General features: G+C 69.5%; 15 protein-coding genes and 3 pseudogenes. 3 read left to right on the top strand and 15 right to left on the bottom strand.

What is annotated here, in order from left to right; all coding sequences use genetic code 11:
* Positions 1-139 precede the first annotated feature (139 nt).
* From hemB to HW532_RS20700, 3 genes are all read left to right on the top strand, one after another.
* Positions 140-1,138: a porphobilinogen synthase gene (hemB, locus tag HW532_RS20710; protein WP_425491967.1), complete on the top strand. Its 999-nt coding sequence runs from the start codon at positions 140-142 to the stop codon at positions 1,136-1,138.
* Between the two features lie 294 nt (positions 1,139-1,432).
* Positions 1,433-1,633: a nuclear transport factor 2-like protein gene (locus tag HW532_RS20705; protein WP_213162266.1), complete on the top strand. Its 201-nt coding sequence runs from the start codon at positions 1,433-1,435 to the stop codon at positions 1,631-1,633.
* A gap of 21 nt (positions 1,634-1,654) precedes the next feature.
* Complete coding sequence (locus tag HW532_RS20700) at positions 1,655-1,876, top strand: nuclear transport factor 2 family protein (protein ID WP_213162265.1); 222 nt, start codon at positions 1,655-1,657, stop codon at positions 1,874-1,876.
* Between the two features lie 245 nt (positions 1,877-2,121).
* Here the strand turns inward: HW532_RS20700 and HW532_RS20695 are convergent, their stop codons facing one another.
* The 15 genes and pseudogenes from HW532_RS20695 to murD all read right to left on the bottom strand — a co-directional run bounded on the left by HW532_RS20695 (position 2,122) and on the right by murD (position 20,726).
* On the bottom strand, positions 2,122-3,087 hold the full coding sequence (locus HW532_RS20695; RefSeq protein WP_213162264.1) for a phosphoribosylaminoimidazolesuccinocarboxamide synthase: 966 nt from the start codon (positions 3,085-3,087) through the stop codon (positions 2,122-2,124).
* Between the two features lie 171 nt (positions 3,088-3,258).
* On the bottom strand, positions 3,259-4,008 hold the full coding sequence (locus tag HW532_RS22290) for a helix-hairpin-helix domain-containing protein (RefSeq protein WP_246480005.1): 750 nt from the start codon (positions 4,006-4,008) through the stop codon (positions 3,259-3,261).
* Positions 4,009-4,103: 95 nt separating this feature from the next.
* A pseudogene (ligA, locus tag HW532_RS22280) lies at positions 4,104-5,381 on the bottom strand (NAD-dependent DNA ligase LigA); the annotation flags it as partial.
* 100 nt (positions 5,382-5,481) lie between these two features.
* Entirely contained in the window at positions 5,482-5,766 is a 285-nt protein-coding gene (locus HW532_RS20685) for a GIY-YIG nuclease family protein (protein ID WP_213162263.1), read from the bottom strand.
* A gap of 167 nt (positions 5,767-5,933) precedes the next feature.
* A complete protein-coding gene (recN, locus tag HW532_RS20680) occupies positions 5,934-7,610 on the bottom strand; it encodes a DNA repair protein RecN (RefSeq protein WP_213162262.1) in 1,677 nt (558 codons plus the stop codon).
* Between the two features lie 120 nt (positions 7,611-7,730).
* A complete protein-coding gene (locus HW532_RS20675; protein ID WP_213162261.1) occupies positions 7,731-8,582 on the bottom strand; it encodes an outer membrane protein assembly factor BamD in 852 nt (283 codons plus the stop codon).
* A 454-nt stretch (positions 8,583-9,036) separates the two neighbouring features.
* A pseudogene (gene ftsZ / locus HW532_RS20670) lies at positions 9,037-10,820 on the bottom strand (cell division protein FtsZ).
* Positions 10,821-11,134: 314 nt separating this feature from the next.
* Positions 11,135-12,457: a cell division protein FtsA gene (gene ftsA / locus HW532_RS20665; RefSeq protein WP_213162260.1), complete on the bottom strand. Its 1,323-nt coding sequence runs from the start codon at positions 12,455-12,457 to the stop codon at positions 11,135-11,137.
* Between the two features lie 34 nt (positions 12,458-12,491).
* The gene (locus HW532_RS20660) at positions 12,492-13,418 is read right to left on the bottom strand and encodes a cell division protein FtsQ/DivIB (protein ID WP_213162259.1); all 927 of its coding nucleotides are present in this window, start codon (positions 13,416-13,418) and stop codon (positions 12,492-12,494) included.
* Entirely contained in the window at positions 13,406-14,335 is a 930-nt protein-coding gene (locus HW532_RS20655) for a D-alanine--D-alanine ligase (RefSeq protein ID WP_213164678.1), read from the bottom strand. Before HW532_RS20655 ends, HW532_RS20660 begins: the two co-directional genes overlap by 13 nt.
* Positions 14,335-15,288 carry a UDP-N-acetylmuramate dehydrogenase gene (gene murB / locus HW532_RS20650; RefSeq protein ID WP_213162258.1) on the bottom strand — a complete coding sequence of 318 codons (954 nt, stop codon included), beginning with the start codon at positions 15,286-15,288 and terminating at the stop codon, positions 14,335-14,337. The genes HW532_RS20655 and murB overlap by 1 nt, the downstream gene beginning before the upstream one ends.
* Before the next feature lie 199 nt (positions 15,289-15,487).
* A complete protein-coding gene (gene murC / locus HW532_RS20645) occupies positions 15,488-16,909 on the bottom strand; it encodes a UDP-N-acetylmuramate--L-alanine ligase (protein ID WP_213162257.1) in 1,422 nt (473 codons plus the stop codon).
* Positions 16,910-17,004: 95 nt separating this feature from the next.
* Positions 17,005-18,161, bottom strand: a pseudogene (murG, locus tag HW532_RS20640) (undecaprenyldiphospho-muramoylpentapeptide beta-N-acetylglucosaminyltransferase).
* A gap of 7 nt (positions 18,162-18,168) precedes the next feature.
* Entirely contained in the window at positions 18,169-19,320 is a 1,152-nt protein-coding gene (gene ftsW, locus HW532_RS20635) for a putative lipid II flippase FtsW (RefSeq protein ID WP_213162256.1), read from the bottom strand.
* Complete coding sequence (gene murD / locus HW532_RS20630) at positions 19,317-20,726, bottom strand: UDP-N-acetylmuramoyl-L-alanine--D-glutamate ligase (protein ID WP_213162255.1); 1,410 nt, start codon at positions 20,724-20,726, stop codon at positions 19,317-19,319. Before murD ends, ftsW begins: the two co-directional genes overlap by 4 nt.
* Positions 20,727-20,733: the final 7 nt, after the last annotated feature.

Genomic DNA, 20,733 nt, shown 5'->3' with positions numbered 1-20,733 from the left:
TTAATTCAAAGGACCCTGCCACCGGTCCCGGCTCCGCACACACCGATCCAGGGAGACAAGACGAGCGATGGCCAGTCGCGACACCAAGCCCGCATCACTGCGCGAGGCGCGCGCAAGGCACGCCGCCGAGCCCCAGGTCATGCCGGAGCCCGGCTATCCGGCGACCCGCCTCAGGCGCAACCGGCGCACCGACTGGTCGCGCCGGCTGGTGCGCGAGCACACGCTGACGCCGGCGGACCTCATCTGGCCGCTCTTCGTCACCGCCGGCACCGACCGGGCCGAGCCCGTCGCCTCCATGCCCGGCGTGGAGCGCTTCAGCGTCGACCGGGCGGTGCGCGCGGCGGCGGAGGCCGCAGAGCTCGGTATTCCGGTCATCGCCGTGTTCCCCTATACCGATCCGGGCCTTCGCAGCGCCGACGGCGCGGAGGCGCTCAACCCCGACAACCTCGTCTGTCAGGCCGTGCGCGCCATCAAGCGCGAGGTGCCGGAGATCGGCGTCTTGTGCGACGTGGCGCTCGATCCCTATACGAGCCACGGCCATGACGGGCTGATGGACGGCTACGAGATCCTCAACGACGAGACGGTGGAGGTTCTGGTCCGCCAGGCGATGGTCCAGGCGGAGGCGGGCTGCGACATCATCGCGCCGTCCGACATGATGGACGGGCGCATCGGCGCGATCCGCGCCGCGCTCGAGGCCGCCGGCCTCACCCATGTGCAGATCATGGCCTACAGCGCGAAATACGCCTCCGGCTTCTACGGGCCGTTCCGCGACGCGGTGGGTTCGTCGGGCGCGCTCAAGGGCGACAAGCGGACCTACCAGATGGACCCCGCCAACACGGATGAGGCGATCCGCGAGGCCGAGTTCGACATCGCGGAGGGCGCCGACATGATCATGGTCAAGCCCGGCCTGCCCTATCTCGACATCCTCTACCGGCTGAAGCAGACCTTCGGCATGCCCACCTTCGCCTATCAGGTCTCCGGCGAATACGCGATGGTCAGGGGGGCTTGCGACAATGGCTGGCTCGACCCCGACCGCGTGATCCTTGAAAGCCTCACCGCCTTCAAGCGCGCCGGCGCCGACGGCATCCTCACCTATTTCGCCCTCGACGCGGCCCGGCGGCTGAAGGCGGGGGCATAAAAACCGGCGCTCTCTCACGTCATTGCCGCGCTTGACCCGGCAATCCATCGGGCATCGCGTCAGACGGACAGGCCGCATGGATGCGCGGGAGGGAACCCGGGCGCCGCGCGATATTGAGACCGGGATATCCACCGTTCGTCGCTGCCGGGCTCGCGCCTGCGGCAGGTGCGGAAGGCCCGGCATGTCTTCGCGCTCATTACCCAGGAGGTAATCGATCGCGCTCCCCGCCCCTGGCAATGTCGGGCACAGGAACGCCACGGCCGGGGACCCGGCCCAAGCAGCGAGGAGAGCATCGTGCCCGTCCAGACCACCGCCATCGATTGTTCCGCAGCCTCCGCCGAGGCGACCCGGGCCGTCGTCGAGGCGTTTCTTGCCGCCAGGCTGGCCGGCGACACCGGGCGGCTCGCCGCGCTCTTCGCCGAGGAGGTCGACTGGCAGCTCGCCGAGAACCCCGCCGTCCCGTGGATCCGGCCGCGCTCCACCGCCGCGGACTGAGCGGCCCAGGCCGCCGAGCTGATGGAGCACACCGTGCCGGAGCGCGCCCGCGCCTCTGTCGACACGATCCTCGTCGACGGCACCGAGGCCGTCCTGATGGGGCATTTGTCCGGAACCGTGCGCGCGACGGGAAAATCCTTCGAGGGCCCGTTCGCGCTGCATCTCACCGTCGAGGCCGGCCGGATCACCCGGCACCGCCTCTATGAGAACAGCCTGTCTATCGCGGAGGCCTGCATCCCGTGACGAACCGGCGGCCGTCGCCGCCAGAGCGGACAGGTTGAAACAGACCGCTCATCCCGGCGAAAGCCGGGATCTCAGGCGTGTTGCAGGAGATCCCGGCTTTCGCCGGGATGAGCGGGAAGACATGCCGATTCAACCTGTCCGCAATCCGCTCCAGGTCCCTGTATCGCCGCGCTTTCGAACCGGAAAAGCGGTCTCCACCTTTCCCGAAAGCACTCCAGTTGCGGCCCGCGCCTGCCCGCGCCCCGTCAGGACCCGGCGCTGAAATAGGGGCGCAGATTGGCGCGGATCCGTGCCAATGGCGTCTCGCCTGTCATATCGGGCCGGAAGGTCTGGCCGGTGATCGCCTCGAAGGCGTCGACATAGGCCTGCGCGGTGGCCGCGATCATGTCCGCCGGGATCTCCGGGATCGGATCGTTATAGGGGTCGCAGCGCGCATCGACCCAGGCGCGGATGATGTCCTTGTCGAAGGACGGCGGCCGGCGACCGGTCTCGAAGGCGTCCGCATAGCCGTCGGCGAGCCAGAAGCGCGAGCTGTCGGGCGTGTGGATCTCGTCGGCCAGCACGATGGTGCCGTCCTCGTCGGTTCCGAACTCGTATTTCGTGTCGACCAGGATCAGCCCGCGCTCCGCCGCCATGGCCTGGCCGCGGGCGAAGAGGGCGAGAGCGATGGCAGAGACGCGGTCCCACTGCTCCGCGTCGAGCAGGCCCTGGGCGACGATCTCCGCCGCGGTCAGGGGCTCGTCATGCCCGCCATCCGACGCCTTCGAGGTCGGTGTGATGATGGGCGCGGGCAGCGCCTCGTTGTCGCGCAGACCGTCGGGGAAGCGATGGCCGTACAGCGTGCGCTCCCCTTTCTTGTAACGCGTCAGGATCGATGTGCCGGTGGTCCCGGCCAGATAGCCGCGCACGACGATCTCGACGGGGAGGATGTTCAGCCGCCGCCCGATCACGACGTTCGGGTCGGGATAGTCGAGCACGTGGTTCGGGCAGATATCGCCGGTGTGCTCGAACCAGAACCGGGCGGTCTGGGTCAGCACCTGCCCCTTGAAGGGGATGACGGCGAGGATGCGGTCGAAGGCGGAGATCCTGTCGGAGGCGATGAGGATCCGGCGGTTGTCGGGCAGGTCGTAGCAGTCGCGGACCTTGCCGAAATAGGGATTGGGCAGTTCCGGGATATGCGCGTGTTCGAGGGTACGGTTGGGGACGGTCATCTGAGCCTTCATCTGGATTTGAACGCCGGTGGGGCAATGGCCGCGGGTGCCCCGGCCTCGTGCATCGGTCTGTCGCGACGGCCACAGTAGTGCGCAGGGCATGAACCGCAAGCCATTCGCGAGCGGACCCGGATATCCGCATCGCCCGCATGGCGGCCGCCGCCCATGGCCCTAGCCCTCGCCCACGAGGTCGAACCAGCCGGCCTCGTCGACGACCTCGACGCCGAGCTCCTCCGCCTTCTTGAGCTTGGAGCCCGCGCCGGGGCCGGCGACGACGAGGTCGGTCTTCTTCGACACGGAGTTGACCGTCTTCGCGCCGAGCCGTTCCGCCATGGCCTTCGCCTCGTCGCGCGACATGCGCTCCAGAGAGCCCGTGAAGACGACGGTCTTGCCGGAGACCGGCGATGTGCTCGCCGCCTGCTCGACCGGCATCACCGAGATTTCCTCCCGAAGCGCCGCGATGACCTCCCGGTTATGCGGCTCGGCGAAGAACTGGGCGATGGCTTCGGCGACGACCGGGCCTATCCCCGAAATATTGTCGAGCTCCTGGTAGGCCTCCGTCTCCGCGCCCTTCGACGCGTCCTCCATGGCCTCCAGGAACGGCTCGATGCCGCCATAGGAGCGCGCGAGCAGCTTCGCGGTCGTCTCGCCCACATGGCGGATGCCGAGCGCGTAGATGAACCGGTCGAGGCCGATCTCGCGGCGCGCGTCGATGGCCTCGAACAGGTTCTTCACCGAGGTCTCGCCCCAGCCCTCGCGGTCCTTGAGCTTCTTCAGCGAGCCCTTGTCGCGCGCCTCCAGCGTGAAGATGTCGGGCGGCGACTGGATCAGCCCGTCCTCGTAGAAGGCGGAAATCTGCTTGTCGCCCAGCCCCTCGATGTCGAAGGCGTTGCGTGAGACGAAGTGCTTGAGCCGCTCCACCCGCTGGGCCGGACAGACGAGCCCGCCCGTGCAGCGGCGCACCACATCGACGCGCCCCGTGCGCGGATGGGTCTCGCGCACCGCATGGCTGCCGCAGGCCGGGCAGACGGTCGGGAACACGAAGGGCTCCGCCCCGTCCGGCCGCTTCTCCGCGACGACGGAGACGATCTGGGGATGACGTCGCCGGCGCGCTGGACGACCACCGTGTCGCCGATGCGCACGTCCTTGCGCGCGATCTCGTCCTCGTTGTGGAGCGTCGCGTTGGAGACGACGACGCCGCCGACCGTCACCGGTTCGAGCTTGGCCACCGGCGTGAGCGCGCCCGTGCGGCCGACCTGGATCTCGATATCGTTGAGGACCGTCGTGGCCTGCTCGGCGGGGAACTTGTGGGCGATGGCCCAGCGCGGGCTGCGCGAGACGAAGCCCATGCGCTCCTGGAAGTCGAGGCGGTTCACCTTGTAGACGATGCCGTCGATATCGTAGCCGAGCTGGCTGCGCGTCTCCTCGATCCGGCGATAGACGGCGAGGAGTTCCTCCGCGCTCGAGCACAGCTCCATGAGCGGATTGACGGGGAACCCCCAGCGCCTGAAGGCCTCGTAGACCGCCCACTGCGTGTCGCCGGGCAGGCTCTCCGCCTCCCCCCAGGCATAGGCGAAGAACCGCAAGGGGCGCCGGGCGGTGACCTCGGGGTCGAGCTGGCGCAGCGAGCCGGCGGCGGCGTTTCGGGGATTGGCGAAGACCTTGCCGCCCGCCGCCTCCTGCTGGGCGTTGAGCGCGGCGAACTCGTCATGGGTCATGTAGATCTCGCCGCGCACCTCGAAGACGGACGGCATGTCATCCGCCGAGACGCGGCGGGGAATGTCGCCGATGGTCATGACATTGGCGGTGACGTTCTCGCCCGCGAAGCCGTCGCCGCGCGTCGCCGCGGTGACCAGGCGCCGGTTCTCGTAGCGAAGCGAGATGGACAGCCCGTCGATCTTGGGCTCCGCCGTCAGCTCCACCGGCTCGTCCTCGTCGAGCCGCAGGAAGCGGGAGATGCGCTGCACGAACTCCTGGACGTCCTCGCCGGAAAACGCGTTGGAGAGCGACAGCATCGGCACCGCATGGCGCACGCTCGCGAACTGCTCGGAGGGGGCGGCGCCGACGCGCAGGCTGGGGCTGTCGTCGCGCACGAGGGCTGGAAAGCGCTGCTCGATGGCCTCGTTGCGCTGGCGCAGCGCATCGTAGTCGGCGTCCGAGACCTCCGGTGCGTCCTCGCGGTAATAGAGATCGTCGTGATGCGCGATCTCGCGGGCGAGCCGTTCGAGCTCGACCCTCGCCTCGTCTTCGGAGAGGGCATCGACGGCGATCGAGGCGGGGTCCTTGGCGGTCATCGGATTGGGTCCGTTCTGGAGATTGGCGTTTCGGCGCCTGACGCCCGCATCCTGCCGCTCATCCCGGCGAAAGCCGGGATCTCGTGCCATACGGGCAAGGTCACATCGGTTCGCTGGCGAGATCCCGCCAGCCCGGGTTCATGTCCTCGATCAGCTCTATCTTCCATGCGCGCTTCCACTCCTTGATGCGCCGCTCGCGAACAAAGGCGCTCTCACGCGATCCGTGACCCTCGTACCACACGAGCATTTCGCAGTTGTACCTGTCGGTAAATCCCCCAAGCACATGCTCACGGTGCATCCAGGCGCGCTTGGCGATGTCGTCCGTCACACCGGTATAGAGGACGCCATGAGGCCTGTTGGTCATGATGTAGACGTAGAAGGCCATCAGCCCCACCCCCGACCCGGACGCCCTGGATCCCGGCTTTCGCCGGGATGAGCGGCATTGTCTCCAACCCGGGGACCATGCGCGATCCCCCGCACGGGCCGGCGCCTGCGCCGTCCGCCCATCCCGGCGCGGGCCGGGCTGCATGGCGTGTTGCGTGCAATACACATCTAGCCCGTGCCGGCGAGCAGTCTCTGGGCCTGGGCGCGGGCTTCCTCGGTGATCGAGGCGCCGGACAGCATGCGGGCGATCTCCTCGCGGCGGTGGCTGTCGCCCAGGACGTCGACGCGGGTGACCATGCGCGCCACGCCGCCGTCCCCATGGGCGTTCTTGGCGACCAGCATGTGGGCGTGGGCGCGCGCGGCGACCTGGGGGGAATGGGTGACGGCGAGCACCTGAAGCGCGTCGGCGAGACTTGCCAGCCGCGCGCCGATGGCATCGGCGACCGCGCCGCCGACGCCGGTGTCGATCTCGTCGAAGATGAGGGTCGGGGCGCTGGCGCGTGCCGCGAGCACCACCTTCAGCGCCAGCATGAAGCGGGCGAGCTCGCCGCCCGAGGCGATCTTGATGAGCGGCCCCGGCGCCGATCCCGGATTGGTCGCCACGCGGAACTCCACCCGGTCCATGCCGTGCGGGCCGGCATGGCCCTCATCTGTCTCGACCGCCGCCTCGAAGCGGGCATGCTCCAGCTTGAGCGGCCCCAGCTCGGCCATGACCGCCTCGCCGAGCTGGGCGGCGGCGGCCTGCCGGCTCGCGCTCAGCCCGTGGGCGCAGTCGAGATAATGGGCGCGGGCGGCGGCGACCGCGGCGTCCAGATGCCTGAGCCTGTTCCCGCCCTCCTCGATCCCGTCGAGATCGGCGCGGAACCGCTCCAGAAGCGCCGGCAGCTCGCCGACCTGCACCTTGTGCTTGCGGGCGGCCGCGCGCAGCGCGAACAGGCGCTCCTCGATCCGGTCGAGCTCGGAGGGGTCGAACTCGAAGCTGCGCTGGGCCTCCGCGATGGCGCTGTCGGCCTCGCCCATCTCCACAAGCAGCCGGTCGAGGGCGGAGATGACGGCGTCGAGCCGGCCGCCGGCCTCCTCGCGGCGGCGCTCCAGCCGCCTGAGCGCCGCATTGAGCTTCGCCCCGCCCGCCCCGTCGCCGGCAAGGGCGTCCGCGGCCTCGTTGAGCGCGGAGGCGAACTGCTCGGCATTCATCATCATCTGGCGGCGGTCGGCGAGCGCATCCTCCTCGTCCTCCTCCGGCGCGAGCTCGTCGAGCTCCGCGACGGCATGCTCCAGAAAGGCGCGCTCGGCCTCCGCCCGCTCGAGCCGCTCGGCATGGGCGCGGCGCTCGTCCTCCGCCGCCCGCCAGGCCTCCCAGGCCTGCGCCACCTCCGCGCCCTCGCGCTCGAGCCCCGCATAGGCGTCGAGCAGGCGGCGGTGATTGGCCACGTCGACCAGGGCGCGGTCGTCGTGCTGGCCGTGGATCTCCGCGATCAGGCTGCCGACGCGGCGCAGAAGGTTCACCGAGACGGGCTGGTCGTTGAGCGTCGCCCGGCTGCGCCCGTCGCGCGACTGGACACGGCGGATGACGAGCTCGCCATCGGCCTCCACGTCGTGCTCGTTCAGGAGGGCGAAGACGGCATGGCCGGGGGCGAGGTCGAACGCGGCGGTCACCACGCCCTTTTCCGCGCCCTCGCGCACGAGCGCGGCATCGCCGCGCGCGCCGAGCGCCAGCCCCAGCGAATCGAGCAGGATCGACTTGCCCGCGCCCGTCTCGCCGGTAAAGGCGGTCAGGCCGGACCCGAGCGTGAGATCCAGCCGTTCTATGAGCACGATGTCCCTGATCGAGAGCGCGGTCAGCATGGCGCTCTTATACCCGATGGTGGCCCCTCCAATCGAGAGGGAACCGGCATCGCCGCGCCGGTCATGAGCGACCGGCGCTCCGGGCCGGCAAGGCCGGAGGCACCGGACAGCCCCGGCCGATCAGAACGGATTGACGGAGGACAGCGCCTGGCTGATCCAGGATTCCTCGTTCTTCTGCGGCTCCAGGCCGTCCGACTTCAGAAGCGCGAAAGCGTCGTCATACCACTGGCTGTTGGGATAGTTGTGCCCCAGAACCGCCGCCGCCGTCTGCGCCTCCGACGTCACGCCGAGCGCCATATAGGCCTCCACGAGGCGATAGAGCGCCTCCGGCACATGGGAGGTCGTCTGGTATTTGGTGACGACCGTCTGGAACCGGTTGATGGCGGCGACATAGGCGCGCTTGTTCAGGTAGTAGCGCCCGACCTCCATCTGCTTGCCGGCCAGATGGTCGCGCGCGAGCACGGCCTTCGCCTTGGCATCCTTGGCATAGGGCGAATCGGGGAAACGGCGGACGACCTCCTCCAGCGAGGACAGCGCCTTCTCCGTCGCCGTCTGGTCGCGGCGCACATCCGCGATCTGCTCGTAATAGGACAGCGCGATCAGATAATAGGCATAGGCCGCGTCCTTGTGGCCCGGATGGAGGGTGATGAAGCGCTGGGCGGCGTTGATGGCATCGTCATAGGCGTTGCGCTGGTAGTAGGAATAGGCCGCCATCAGCGTCGCGCGCGTGGCCCAGCTCGAATAGGGATGCTGGCGCTCCACCTCCTCGAACTGCTTGGCCGCGCCGCGGTAGTCGCCGTCCTTCAGCTCGTCGAGGCCCTTGTTGTAGAGCTGGGCGACGGGTTGGACATCGTCTGCCGGGGCCGTGCCGCCGGGCGGCGCCGTCGTCACGCCGGAGGCCTGGCTGTCGTCGCCCCCGCCCCACATGTCCGACAGGGAGGAACAGGCGCCAAGGGCGAGCGTGGCGGCCATGACGGCAATGAACCTCGTGCGCCGACTTCTCGCGGCCGTCTTGCATCTCATCGCGAAACCCATCCGTAAACGCTTCCACTCACCGCGCCGGTCGCCGCCCCTGTCCGACTGCCGCATCGTCCGCGCCCTTTTAGACCATCAGGGCCCCTCAAGCCAATGGCATCTGGCCGCTTATCGGCAAAGCGGGGCCGTTTCATGGCGCGGTGTGCCGCCGCACGGCTCGCCGCCTCCCGGCCGGTACGATAGCCTGCCGATCCTTAACCGCCCGTCAAGGCTGCCTCGGGAATCGGCGACTACGACTTATAGTTGCACATCTTTCCGAAGTTTCAATCCACAGTATCGACCGATCCGAACGGGACGCCCGCGCATAAACGGACGACCCCGGCGGGCACTAGGCGCCGCCGGGGTCGTGTCGTATCGGGTGTCCTGGCCGGAGCGTGTGCGCTCCGGGACGTCAGTTCGCCTGGCGCCTCAGGAAGGCCGGAATCTCGAGCTGGTCGTCGTCGAGCTCGGGATCGGGCTGCTGGTTGATCGCCTGGGCGGTGGCGGCCGCCGCGGCTGCGGCAGCGGCGCGGCGCTCGCCGGAGGCCGCCTCGCGGGTCGGCATCGGCGCGGCCTGCTGGCGCTCGGCCCGGGCGCCCATGGTCGGCTCGGCCTTCGGGCCGGCCGCGGCCTCGTCCTCCTCGTCGCGACGGCCGAGGCCGACGCTCGCCAGACGCTCGAGCAGGCTCTTGCGCTGCTTCTTCTGGGCGTGGGCGTTCAGGTCCTCCACATTGCCATGGCGCGCGGCATACTGGCGCTGGGCGACGGGAGGAAAGTCCTCGATGCCCGGAAGACGGGGATTGCCGGCGCCCTCCTCCGGCTGCGGCGCGGCGGCCTGCTGGGGCTGCGCCGCGGCGGCGGGACGCCTGGGCTGGGGCTGGGGCGCCACCTGCTCGTCGTGCATGGCAGGCTGCTGGGCCGGCTGCTGGGCGGGTGCCGCCTGGCGGGCGGCCTGCTCGCGGATCGCCTGCTCGGCGGCGATGTCCTCGTCATAGGCCGCGGCCGCCGGCTCCTCGGTCTCGAACAGCTCGTCGGCCTCGGCCTCCGCCATGGGGGCCGGCGCTGGCGCCGGCTGCACGGGCTCCGGCTCGCGCGCCGCCTTCGGCTCGGCGGGAGCGGCGGCGGGCGCCTCGGCATAGCCCTGCTGGGGCTGGCCCGGATAGCCGTAGGACGAGCGCTCCGCCTCCTGCACGAGATCGTCGGCATAGCCGTCGTCCTCGGCCTCCTCGGCGGGCTCCTCGATGCCGGTGGCCACGACGGACACCCGCATGATGCCCTCCAGCGACTCGTCGAAGGTCGCGCCCAGAATGATGTTGGCGTCGGGGTCGACCTCCTCGCGGATGCGGGTGGCCGCCTCGTCGACCTCGTAGAGGGTGAGGTCGTGGCCGCCGGTGATGGAGATCAGGAGACCCCGCGCACCGCGCATGGACACATCGTCGAGCAGCGGGTTGGAGATCGCGGCCTCGGCCGCCTCCACCGCGCGCTTCTCGCCGGAGGCCTCGCCGGTGCCCATCATGGCCTTGCCCATCTCGCTCATCACCGCACGGACGTCGGCGAAGTCGAGATTGATCAGGCCTTCCTTCGTCATCAGCTCGGTGATCGAGGCGACGCCGGAATAGAGCACCTGATCGGCCATGGCGAAGGCCGCCGCGAAGGTGGTCTTCTCGTTGGCGACCCGGAACAGGTTCTGGTTCGGGATGATGATGAGCGTGTCGACATGCTTCGACAGCTGGTCGATGCCGCGCTCGGCGGTCAGCATGCGCCGCTGGCCCTCGAACTGGAACGGCTTGGTCACCACGCCGACGGTCAGGATGCCCTGCTCCTTGGACGCCCGTGCGATCACGGGCGCGGCACCGGTGCCGGTCCCCCGCCCATGCCGGCGGTGATGAACACCATATGGGCGCCGGCCAGGTGATCCATCACCTCCGGCAGCGCCTCCTCGGCAGCGGCCGCCCCGATCTGCGGCTGCGAGCCCGCGCCAAGCCCTTCCGTCAGGGCTGTCCCCATCTGGATCCGTCGCTCCGCGGAGCTCTGTGCCAGAGCTTGCGCGTCGGTATTGGCGACCACAAACTCCACCCCGTCGAGCTGCGACTGGATCATGTTGTTCACCGCGTTCCCGCCGGCCCCGCCGACGCCGAACACGGTGATCCGCGGCTTGAGTTCGGCAAGATTTGGTACAGTCAAATTGATTGTCATGGCTGGCGTCCGTTTGTATCCCCGCAGCAATCATTCTTACTAAGAGGATAACAAAAGGTTAACGCGGGTTTACCAATTGCCCCGGCGCGGCCCTCGCGGGCCGGTCCGGATGGCAACCGTTGACCGCGAATCCCGCATGCACGGGGCATCCCCACGCGACCGGACGGTGCGGACGGCAAAGTTTTCCACAAGCCATGCGGGCGCCGGTGGGCGCGACAGCGAATGACCCCGGTATGATTCCCCGATTCGGAAAGGGAGGCGAGTCCTGAATCGCTGCGCGGCGGGCGCCCCCGGCAGACGGCACCGGACCCCCGTCAGAAGCTTTCGCGGATCCACTGGCCGACGCGGGAGAGGTAGCCGCCATTGGCAGCCGACGTCGCCATGTCGGGCAGCGCGACGGTGTGCTCGTCGGGCCTCAGCGCATATTCCAGAAGGCCGCCGGCCACCGCGAAGGCAGGCCCGCGGGCGGCTTCCGGCATGCCTGTGACGGGCTGCGGGAAGCCGAGCCGGATGTGCTTGTCGAGCACCTGGTTGGCGAGCTCGCGCGCGCCGGTCATCTGGCTCGCCCCGCCGGTCAGCACCACCCGGCGGCCGGCGCGCTTGGCAAAGCCCGCCGCCTCGAGGCGCTCGCGGATCAGCTCGAAGGTCTCCTCCAGCCTCGGCCGGATGATGCCGGTGAGCATGGAGCGCGGGATCTTGTAGACCGTATCGGTACCCCGCTCGCCGACCAGCGGCACGGCGAGCAGCTCCCGGTCGTCGCACACGCTCGGCAGCGCGCTGCCATAGAGCGTCTTCATGCGCTCGGCATGGGCGACGGGCGTCGACAGGCCGCGTGCGATATCGTTGGTGATGTGCTGGCCGCCGACCGGCACGGCATCGGCGAAGACCAGATGCCCCTCCATGAAGACGGAGACGCTGGTCGTGCCGCCGCCCATGTCGATGCAGGTGACGCCGAGCGAGCGTTCGTCCTCCACGAGAACGGAGCGGCCCGCCGCATAGGGCGCGATCACCATGCCGGCGACCGTCAGGTGGCAGCGCTCGATGGCGAGCGCGAGATTGCGCAACGGGCCGGGTTCGACCGTCACCGCATTGAGCTCCACCGACAGGCGCTTGCCGAACATGCCGCGCGGGTCGCGCACGCCGCGCGCCGCGTCGAGACCGTATTGCACGGGCGTCATGTGCAGGAGCACGCGGCCGGCGGGGTCGATATGGGCCTCCGCGGCGCGGATCGCGGCCTGGACGTCCTGGTCGGCGACCTCGGTGCCGGCGACCCGCGTCGCCCCCGTATGGCCGTGACAGCGCGGGCGCCCGCCGGAGATGTTCACAAAGACGGTGTCGACCGTCACGCCGGCCATGCGTTCGGCGGCATCGACGGCGAGCCTGATCGAGCGCTCCGCATCGTCGAGATTGACCACCGCGCCCTGGCGGATGCCGTGGGCGGCATGGTGGCCGAGCCCCAGCACCTTGAGCTGGCGGGTCTTCTCGCCGCCGAAGGAGCGGTTGCGGATCGTCTGCAGCTCCGCGACGAGGCAGGCGATCTTGGTGCTGCCCACGTCGATTGCCGCGATGATCGGCGATGTATCCTTAAGGCCGGTGCCGCCCTGCCCCGAGCGGCCATGGAGGGAAACCACAGTCATCCCGTCAACGCCCCGATTGTACTCAACCACACACTCACCTGCGTGCGAGCGCCGGCCCCTTCGCCTCGCGCTCGACCGCCTCGTCCGACAAACGGACCGTCACGCGGTCCGGCAATCTCAGATCGACACTCACAATGTCCCGCGTCATGAGCCCGTAACGATCCGTGAGCGTCATGAGCCTGGCGAGAGCGCCCGCGACGTTTCCATCCGGGAGGGCCACCTTGATTCCGTTGGCCAGATAAAGCGTCCAACGGCGCTCCGCGACCCTCACCGCCGCGCGCACCATCGACTTTAGGGCCGGTTGGGCTTCCAGTTGGTTAATGAGCGTGACGGCGGCCTCGTTCGCGCCCTTGCCGACCACGACGGGCAGGTCGCGATACTTGCGGACGGGAAGCTGGGTCATCGCCATGCCGGAGCTGTCGATGACGTAGAACTCGCCCTCGTCCTGCCACAGCGCATAGGGCACGCGTTCGCGCAGCTCGATATGGAGCCGGTTGGGGAACAGGCGCAGGACGGACGCCGAGGCCACCCAGTCGAGCCGCTGCAGCGCGTCGCGCGCCTCCGCGGCATCGAAGCCGACGAGCGAGCGGCCCTCCTCCACCCCGATGGCGGCGAGCACCGCCTCGCGGCTCTGGCGATGGAGGCCTGTGATGGAGATCTCGCTGGCGGCGAGCCCGACCATGGCCGAGCCCTCGTCGAGCAGCGCCTTGAGCGAGCTGCCGCGCACGGCGAAATGGCCGCCGACCGCCAGGCCGTAGACGAGCGTCGCGCCGAGGAAGACGATGGCGCCGCCGCGCGCCAGCCAGACGGTGCGCGGGCCCTTCAGGCGCCGCGACCAGCGCTCCAGCACCGCGTTGGCCCGCTGCAGCCTCGTCGGCGGCGCGGACGGCGCGAGATAGGGGGCCCTGCCTTGCGAGACCGGCCGCTGGCGCCGCGGCCTGCCCGGTCCTAGCGATCGCATGATGCGTCCTCGACCATCCAGGAGACGAGATCCTCGAAGCCGATCCCCCGCTCCTGCGCCATTTCCGGCACGAGCGAGGTGTCGGTCATGCCCGGCTGGGTGTTGACCTCCAGAATGACGAGCTCGCCCGTGCCGCCGGGCGTGTCGTCGTAGCGGAAGTCGGCGCGGCCCACGCCGCGGCAGCCCAGAACGCGATAGGCCTCGCGCGCATGGGCCTGGACGCGCCGGTAGAGATCCTCCGGCAGCTCCGCCGGAACGATGTGCCGGGAGCCGCCGGGGGCGTATTTCGCCTCGTAATCGTAGAAGCGCGTGGTGGGGACGATGTCGATGATGTCGAGCGCCTCGCCGCCCATCACGCCGCAGGTGAGCTCGCGGCCGGCGACGTATTTCTCGACCAGGACATGGCCCGCGAACAGCTCGGCTTCCGCAAGCAGCTCCTGCATCGGGCGGTTGGCGCCCTCATGCACGATATGCACGCCGACGCTGGAGCCCTCCGCCACCGGCTTGACCACATAGGGCGGGTCGATCGGATGGCCCGCCGCGACCTCCTCCACCGTGACGACGACGCTGTCGGCGACGGGAATGCCGGCAGCCCGGAACACCGATTTCGACATGTCCTTGTGCATGGCGACGGCGGAGGCGCATACGCCGGAATGGGTGTAGGGAATGGCCAGCGTTTCCAGAATGCCCTGGACGCAGCCATCCTCGCCCCATTTGCCGTGCAGCGCGTTGAACGCCACGTCGGGCTTGAGCTCCTCCAGAACCCGCACGATGTCGCGCGCCACGTCGATCTTCGTGACGCGGTAGCCCTTGCGCTCCAGCGCCGCGGCGCAGGCCTCGCCCGAGGCGAGGCTCACCTCGCGCTCGGCGGACCAGCCGCCCATCAGGACGGCGATATGCGGGTTCAGTGCTGCCATCATGCCGTCTCCCTGGCCGTTTCGCCCGCCGGCACCCCGATGCGGCGGATCTCCCAGTCGAGCGCGATGCCGGAGGTCTCGCGCACGCGCCTGCGGATCTCCTCGCCCAGCGCCTCGATATCGGCCGCCGTCGCGCCGCCCTCGTTGATGAGGAAATTGCAGTGCTTTTCCGACACGCGTGCCGCGCCCACGGCGAAGCCGCGCATGCCGGCGGCGTCGATGAGCTGCCAGGCCTTCTCGCCCGGCGGGTTCTTGAAGGTCGACCCGCCGGTGCGGCTGCGCACGGGCTGGCTCTGCTCGCGCGCCTCGGTAATCTCGCGCATGGCCTCCGCGATGCGGTCGCTGTCCCCCGGCTCGCCCTGAAAGAGCGCCTCGGTGAAGATCAGGTCATCCGGGGCGCCGCAATGGCGGTAGCTGTAGTGCATGTCTTCCAAAGCGAGGCTCACCTGGCGGCCCTGCCGATCCACCGCGCGCGCGCCGATCAGCACATCCTTCGTCTCGCGCCCGTATGCTCCCCCGTTCATCCGGAGCGCGCCGCCAATGGTGCCGGGGATTCCCCTCAAAAAGGTTAACCCGGCGATACCGTTGTCGAGCGCGGCCCGCGCGACCTTCACGTCGGGCACCGCCGTGCCGGCACGCACCCTGTAGCCCTCCTCCACGGAAATCGCGGAAAAGCCGCGGCCGAGCCGGATCACGACACCCGGCACGCCGCCGTCGCGGACCAGAAGGTTGGAGCCCACGCCGATGACCGTGACCGGCACCTCTCCCGGCAGGGCGGCGAGGAAGGCCGCGAGATCGTCCTCGTCGGCGGGCGTGAACAGCACCTCCGCCGGTCCGCCGACGCGGAACCATGTGAGACCGGACAGCGGCGCCTCCGCGACGAGCCGGCCGCGCACCTCCGGCAAACGCGCCAGCAGTGCCTCGCCATCGATCCGTCCGTTCGCTGGTCTCATTCCCTTGGTCCCGATCTCACTGCGTCATACCCGTCTCGCCGGGGCTGCGATGTCCTCATGCAGGACGCGACCGCCTGCATGGGCCGGCCCTTGCGATTTTCCGCTCATCCCGGCGAAAGCCAGGATCTCCTGCCCAAGATGCCCGGGATCCCGGCTTTCGCCGGGATGAGCGGTGTCGGTCTCGGTCCTGTCCTGGCGCTCATGCCTGCTTCTTCGCCGGTTCGGCGCCGGCCAGCTCGCCGGGCAGCGCGTGGGCCCACTGGGTGATGCTGCCGGCCCCGAGGCAGACCACGATGTCGCCCGGCTGGGCAATGTCGCGGATCGTTGCGGCAAGCTCCTCCGGCCCGTCGATCTTCAGCGCATGGCGATGGCCGCGGGCGCGCAAGCCCTCCAGAAGCGCATTGTGGTCGGCGCCCTCGATCGGGGCCTCGCCCGCCGGATAGACCGGCGCCACCACCACCGTATGGGCATCGTTGAAGCAGAAGCAGAAATCGTCGAACAGGCTCTTGAGCCGCGTGTAGCGATGGGGCTGGACGACCGCGATCACCCGGCCTTCCGCCACCCTGCGGGCGGCCTTGAGCACGGCGGCGATCTCCACCGGGTGGTGGCCGTAATCGTCATAGACGGCGACGCCGTTCCACTCGCCCGTCCGGCTGAAGCGGCGCTTCACGCCGGAGAAACCGCCAAGGGCGGACCGAATGGCCTCGTCGCCGATGCCGAGCTGATGGGCGACCGCGATGGCGGCCACGGCGTTGAGCGCGTTGTGCTCGCCGGGCATGGGCAGCCGCAGGCGCTCGATCACGGTCTGCTCGCCGGTCCGCCGGTCGTGGAAGCGCAGGGAGAAATGCGCCTCGCCGTCCACATAGTCGAGATCGAGCAGCCGCACATCGGCCTGCGGGCTCTTGCCATAGGTGATGACCCGGCGGTCCGTCACCCGCCCGATCAGCGCCTGCACCTCCGGATGGTCGATGCACATCACCGCGAAGCCGTAGAACGGGATGTTCTGGACGAAGGCGAGGAACGCCTCGCGCAGCCTGTCGAAGCTGCCATAGTGGTCGAGATGCTCCGGGTCCATGTTGGTGACGATCACCACATCGGCCGGCAGCTTGACGAAGGTGCCGTCGGATTCGTCCGATTCCACCACCATCCAGTCGCCCTTGCCGAGGCGCGCATTGGTGCCATAGGCGTTGATGATGCCGCCATTGATGACGGTCGGGTCGAGGCCCGCCCCGTCGAGCAGGGCTGCGACCATGGAGGTGGTCGTCGTCTTGCCGTGCGTCCCCCCGACCGCGACGCAGGACTTGAAGCGCATGAGCTCCGCCAGCATCTCCGCGCGGCGCACCACCGGCAGGAAGCGGGCGCGCGCTGCGGCGACCTCCGGATTGTCGGGCTTGACGGCGGACGAGATGACCACGACCTCCGCCTCGCCCAGATTGGCCGCGTTATGGCCGATGGCCACCGGAATGCCCAGGCCCCTGAGCCGCTCGACATTGGCATTGGCCGCGATATCGGAGCCCTGGACCTCGTAGCCGAGCATGGCCATCACCTCGGCGATGCCGCTCATCCCGATGCCGCCAATGCCGACGAAATGGATCGGCCCGACGTCGCGCGGTATTTTCATTGCGGAGTTCCTTCCTCAAATCGGTTCAGGCGCCGGATCGACCTGCGCTCAGGCGAACCCACCTGGGCGCAGAAAAGTTGATCGTTCTTAAAGTGTTAGAGCAACTTATCTGCGTCCGTCCGGACGCAGGTTGCTCTAAGCGCGCGCTCCACCGCGTCGGCCAGGCGTATGGCCGCGTCGGGCGTGCCGAAGCGGCGCGCGGCGTCGGCCGCGAAGGCCAGCCGGTCCTCGTCGTAGCGCAGGCGCATCACGAGGGCGGAGAGCTTCTCACTGGTAAACTCCCGCTGCTCGATTATCCACCCCCGCCGTCCCGGGTGAAGGCGCGGGCGTTCAGGAGCTGGTCGTTGTCGAGCGCATGGGGCAGCGGCACGAGGATCGCGGGACGGCCGATCACGCCGAGCTCGGCGACGGTCGACGCGCCCGCCCGCGCGACGACGAGATGGGAACGCGCGATCCGCCGGGCGAGGTCGGTGTAGAACGGCGCGACCTCCGCCTCGATCCCCGCCTCCAGATAGAAGGCGCGCACGATCTCGACATCCTCCGGCCGGCATTGCTGGGTCACCTTCAGAGACCGGCGCATGGCGGCGGGAAGCCCCGTCAGGGCCTTCGGCACCACGTCGGAGAAGATCTGCGCCCCCTGGCTCCCGCCGAAGACGAGCAGGCGGAACGGGTCCTCCGATCCCGGCAGGGCATAGGAGATCTTGGCCGCGTCGTGGACGGCCTCGCGCACGGGGTTGCCCGTGAAGACGGCGGACCCGGCCTTGCCCTCGGGAAGCTTGGCGACCTCGGGAAAGGCCGTCGCGATGAGGCTCGCTTCGGCGGCGACGAACCGGTTGGCGCGGCCCATGACGGCGTTCTGCTCGTGCAGGAAGACGGGAAGCCCCATGCGCCGGGCGGCGGTGAGCGGCGGGATCGAGGGATAGCCGCCAAACCCCATCACCGCGGCCGGCTGGAGCTCCTTCAGGAGCCGGCGCGACTTGAGATAGCCCGTGGCGAGCCGCCAGAGCTGGCCCGGCAGCCTGAGCGGCTGGCGCGGCGTGACGGTTGCCGACGGGATCTCGAAGATGCGGATCGCGGGGAAGCGGTCGCCATAGTCGCGGCCGCGCCGGTCGGTCATGAGATGCACGGCGAAATCGCGCTCGCCGAGGATCTCCGCGAGCGCCTGGGCGGGAAACAGATGCCCGCCCGTGCCGCCCGCGGCGAGCACGATGGTCTTGCGCCGATCCTCCACCGGTCCCCTCGTCACTGCCATGACCGCCTCATGCCGTCGCGCCCACGAGGCCCGCGCGCGGTGGCGCGAAGCCGGCCGGCCGCCGCCGCGTCAACCCGACGACGAGACCCATGGCGAAGGCCATGGAGATGAGCGAGGAGCCGCCATAGGAGATGAAGGGCAGCGTCATGCCCTTGGCCGGCAGGAGCGACACGTTGACCGCCATGTTGATCGCCGCCTGGAAGCCGAAGATCGACACGAGCCCGACGACCGCCAGCGCGATGAACGGATCGTGCGCGCGCAGCCCGTGACGCAGGCCCCTGACCACAACGAAGGCGAACAGGCCGAGCAGGATGAGGCAGGCGATGAGCCCGAACTCCTCGCCCGCGACCGCGAAGACGAAGTCGGAATGGGCATCGGGCAGGATGCTCTTCACCGTGCCGCTGCCCGGCCCGACGCCGAACAGCCCGCCATGCTCGAAGGCCTGGATGGCGGTGTCCACCTGATAGGTGTCGCCGGCCTCCGGGTTGAGGAACCGGTCGATGCGCGAGGCGAAGTGGCTGACCGACGTATAGGCGAAGAAGAGCCCGCCGATCGCCGCACCGCCGAGCCCCGCGATGAGCGTCCAGGAGATGCCGGTCAGGAACAGGAGCTCCGCCCACACCGCGCCGACGAGAATGGTCTGGCCATAGTCGGGCTGCAGGATCAGGAGGCCGAGCACGGTCGCCAGCATGCCACCCGCGATCAGGACGCCCGGCATGTCGGGGCGCAGGCGGTTCTCCGCGAACAGCCAGGCGGTGAGCACGATGAAGGCGGGCTTCACGAATTCCGACGGCTGGATCGACAGCGGGCCGATATCGAGCCAGCGCCGCGCGCCCTTCACCTCCGGCCCGACGGCCAGCGCGAGCATCATCAGCCCGATGCCGGCGATCAGCGCCACCAGGCAGATGCGCCGCGCCTGCCTGGGGTTCAGGAAGGAGGTGGCGACCAGCACGATGGCCGCCAGCACCATGTAGACCACATGGCGCCGGAAGAAGAAGAAGGGATCGACACCGAGGCGCTCGGCGACCGGCGGGCTGGCCGCCATGGACAGCATGGCGCCGAGCGCGACGAGGATGAGCAGCGCGGTCAGCAACAGGCGGTCGATGGTGAACCACCAGTTTGCGATGAGGCCGCGATCCTTCCGGCTGATGAGGCTCATGCCGCTTCTCCCTTGCCCGGGCTCACGCCCTCAAGCCGCTGCACGGCGTCGCGAAAGGCGGTGCCGCGCAGTTCGAAATTGCGGAACTGGTCGAACGAGGCGCAGGCCGGCGACAGGAGCACGACCGGCTCCTCGGCGCCATCCGCGGCGGAATCCTTCGCCGCCTGCGCGACCGCGGCCTCCAGCGTGCCGCTGACCACATAGTCGACCGCCCCCTCGAAGGACTTCGCGAAGTCCCCCGCCGCCTTGCCGATCAGATAGGCGCGCGCGATGCGCGGGAAATAGGCCTTCAGGCTCTCGATGCCGCCCGCCTTCGGCAGGCCGCCGACGATCCAGTAGATGCGGTCGAAGGCGGCGAGCGCGCGGGCCGCCGCGTCGGCGTTGGTCGCCTTGGAATCGTTGATGAAGAGCACGCGGCCGCGCCGGCCGACCTCCTCCATCCGGTGGGCAAGGCCGGGGAAGCTGTGCAACCCCGCCTCGATCTCGGCCGGCTCGAGGCCGAGCGCGCGGCAGACCGCATAGGCCGCCGCGGCGTTCTGCCAGTTGTGCGTGCCGCGCAGCGAGGCCACGCCCGCGAGCGAGACCTGCGCCCGCTCCCGGCCGTCCTCCATGTCGTGGAGCACCGCGTCGGCGGCGTGGACGCCGGTGTCCAGCGCGTGGGTGGCGGAGACCGGAACGACGCGGACATGATTGGCGACGCGCTCGGCGATCGCGATGGAATGGGCGTCGTCCACGCCGACGATGGCGGTGTCCGCCCTGGTCTGGCGCGTGAACAGGCGCGCCTTCACGGCGGCGTAGTTCTCCATGCTGCCATGGCGGTCGAGATGGTCGGGGGAGATGTTGAGCAGAACGCCGACCTGCGGATGCGCGCCCGGCGTCAGGTCGATCTGGTAGGAGGACAGCTCCAGCACGTAGTGGCGGCCGGCGACGGGCGGGCTGAGATCGAGGACCGCGCGGCCGATATTGCCGCCGACCTCGGCGTCCCGGCCCGCGGCCTTGAGGATATGGCCGATCATCGCGGTGGTGGTCGACTTGCCGTTGGTGCCGGTGATGCAGACGACCGGCGTGTCGAGCCCGCGCGCCGCGATCTCGCGGAAGAACAGCTCGGTATCGCCGATCACCTCGATGCCGGAGGCGCGCGCGCGCCTCGCGATGGGATGGGGTTCGGGATGGGTCAGCGGCACGCCCGGGCTCAGCACCAGCGAGGAGACGTCGCTCAGATCGGTGAGCGAGAGATCGGCGATGGCGATGCCGGAGGCGATGGCGCGGTTGCGCGCCTCCTCCGTATCGTCCCAGGCGAGGACGCGCGCGCCGCCCGCCGACAGGGCCTGCGCCGCCGCGAGCCCGCTCGCGCCGAGCCCGAAGACGGCGACCGTCCTTCCCGCGCTTGTCTTGACCGGGATCATGGGGCCG

The organism is Kaustia mangrovi (assembly GCF_015482775.1).
Classification (GTDB): domain Bacteria; phylum Pseudomonadota; class Alphaproteobacteria; order Rhizobiales; family Im1; genus Kaustia; species Kaustia mangrovi.
Note: the sequence above shows the minus strand (reverse complement) of the source record. Positions and strands in the feature narration are given on the sequence as shown.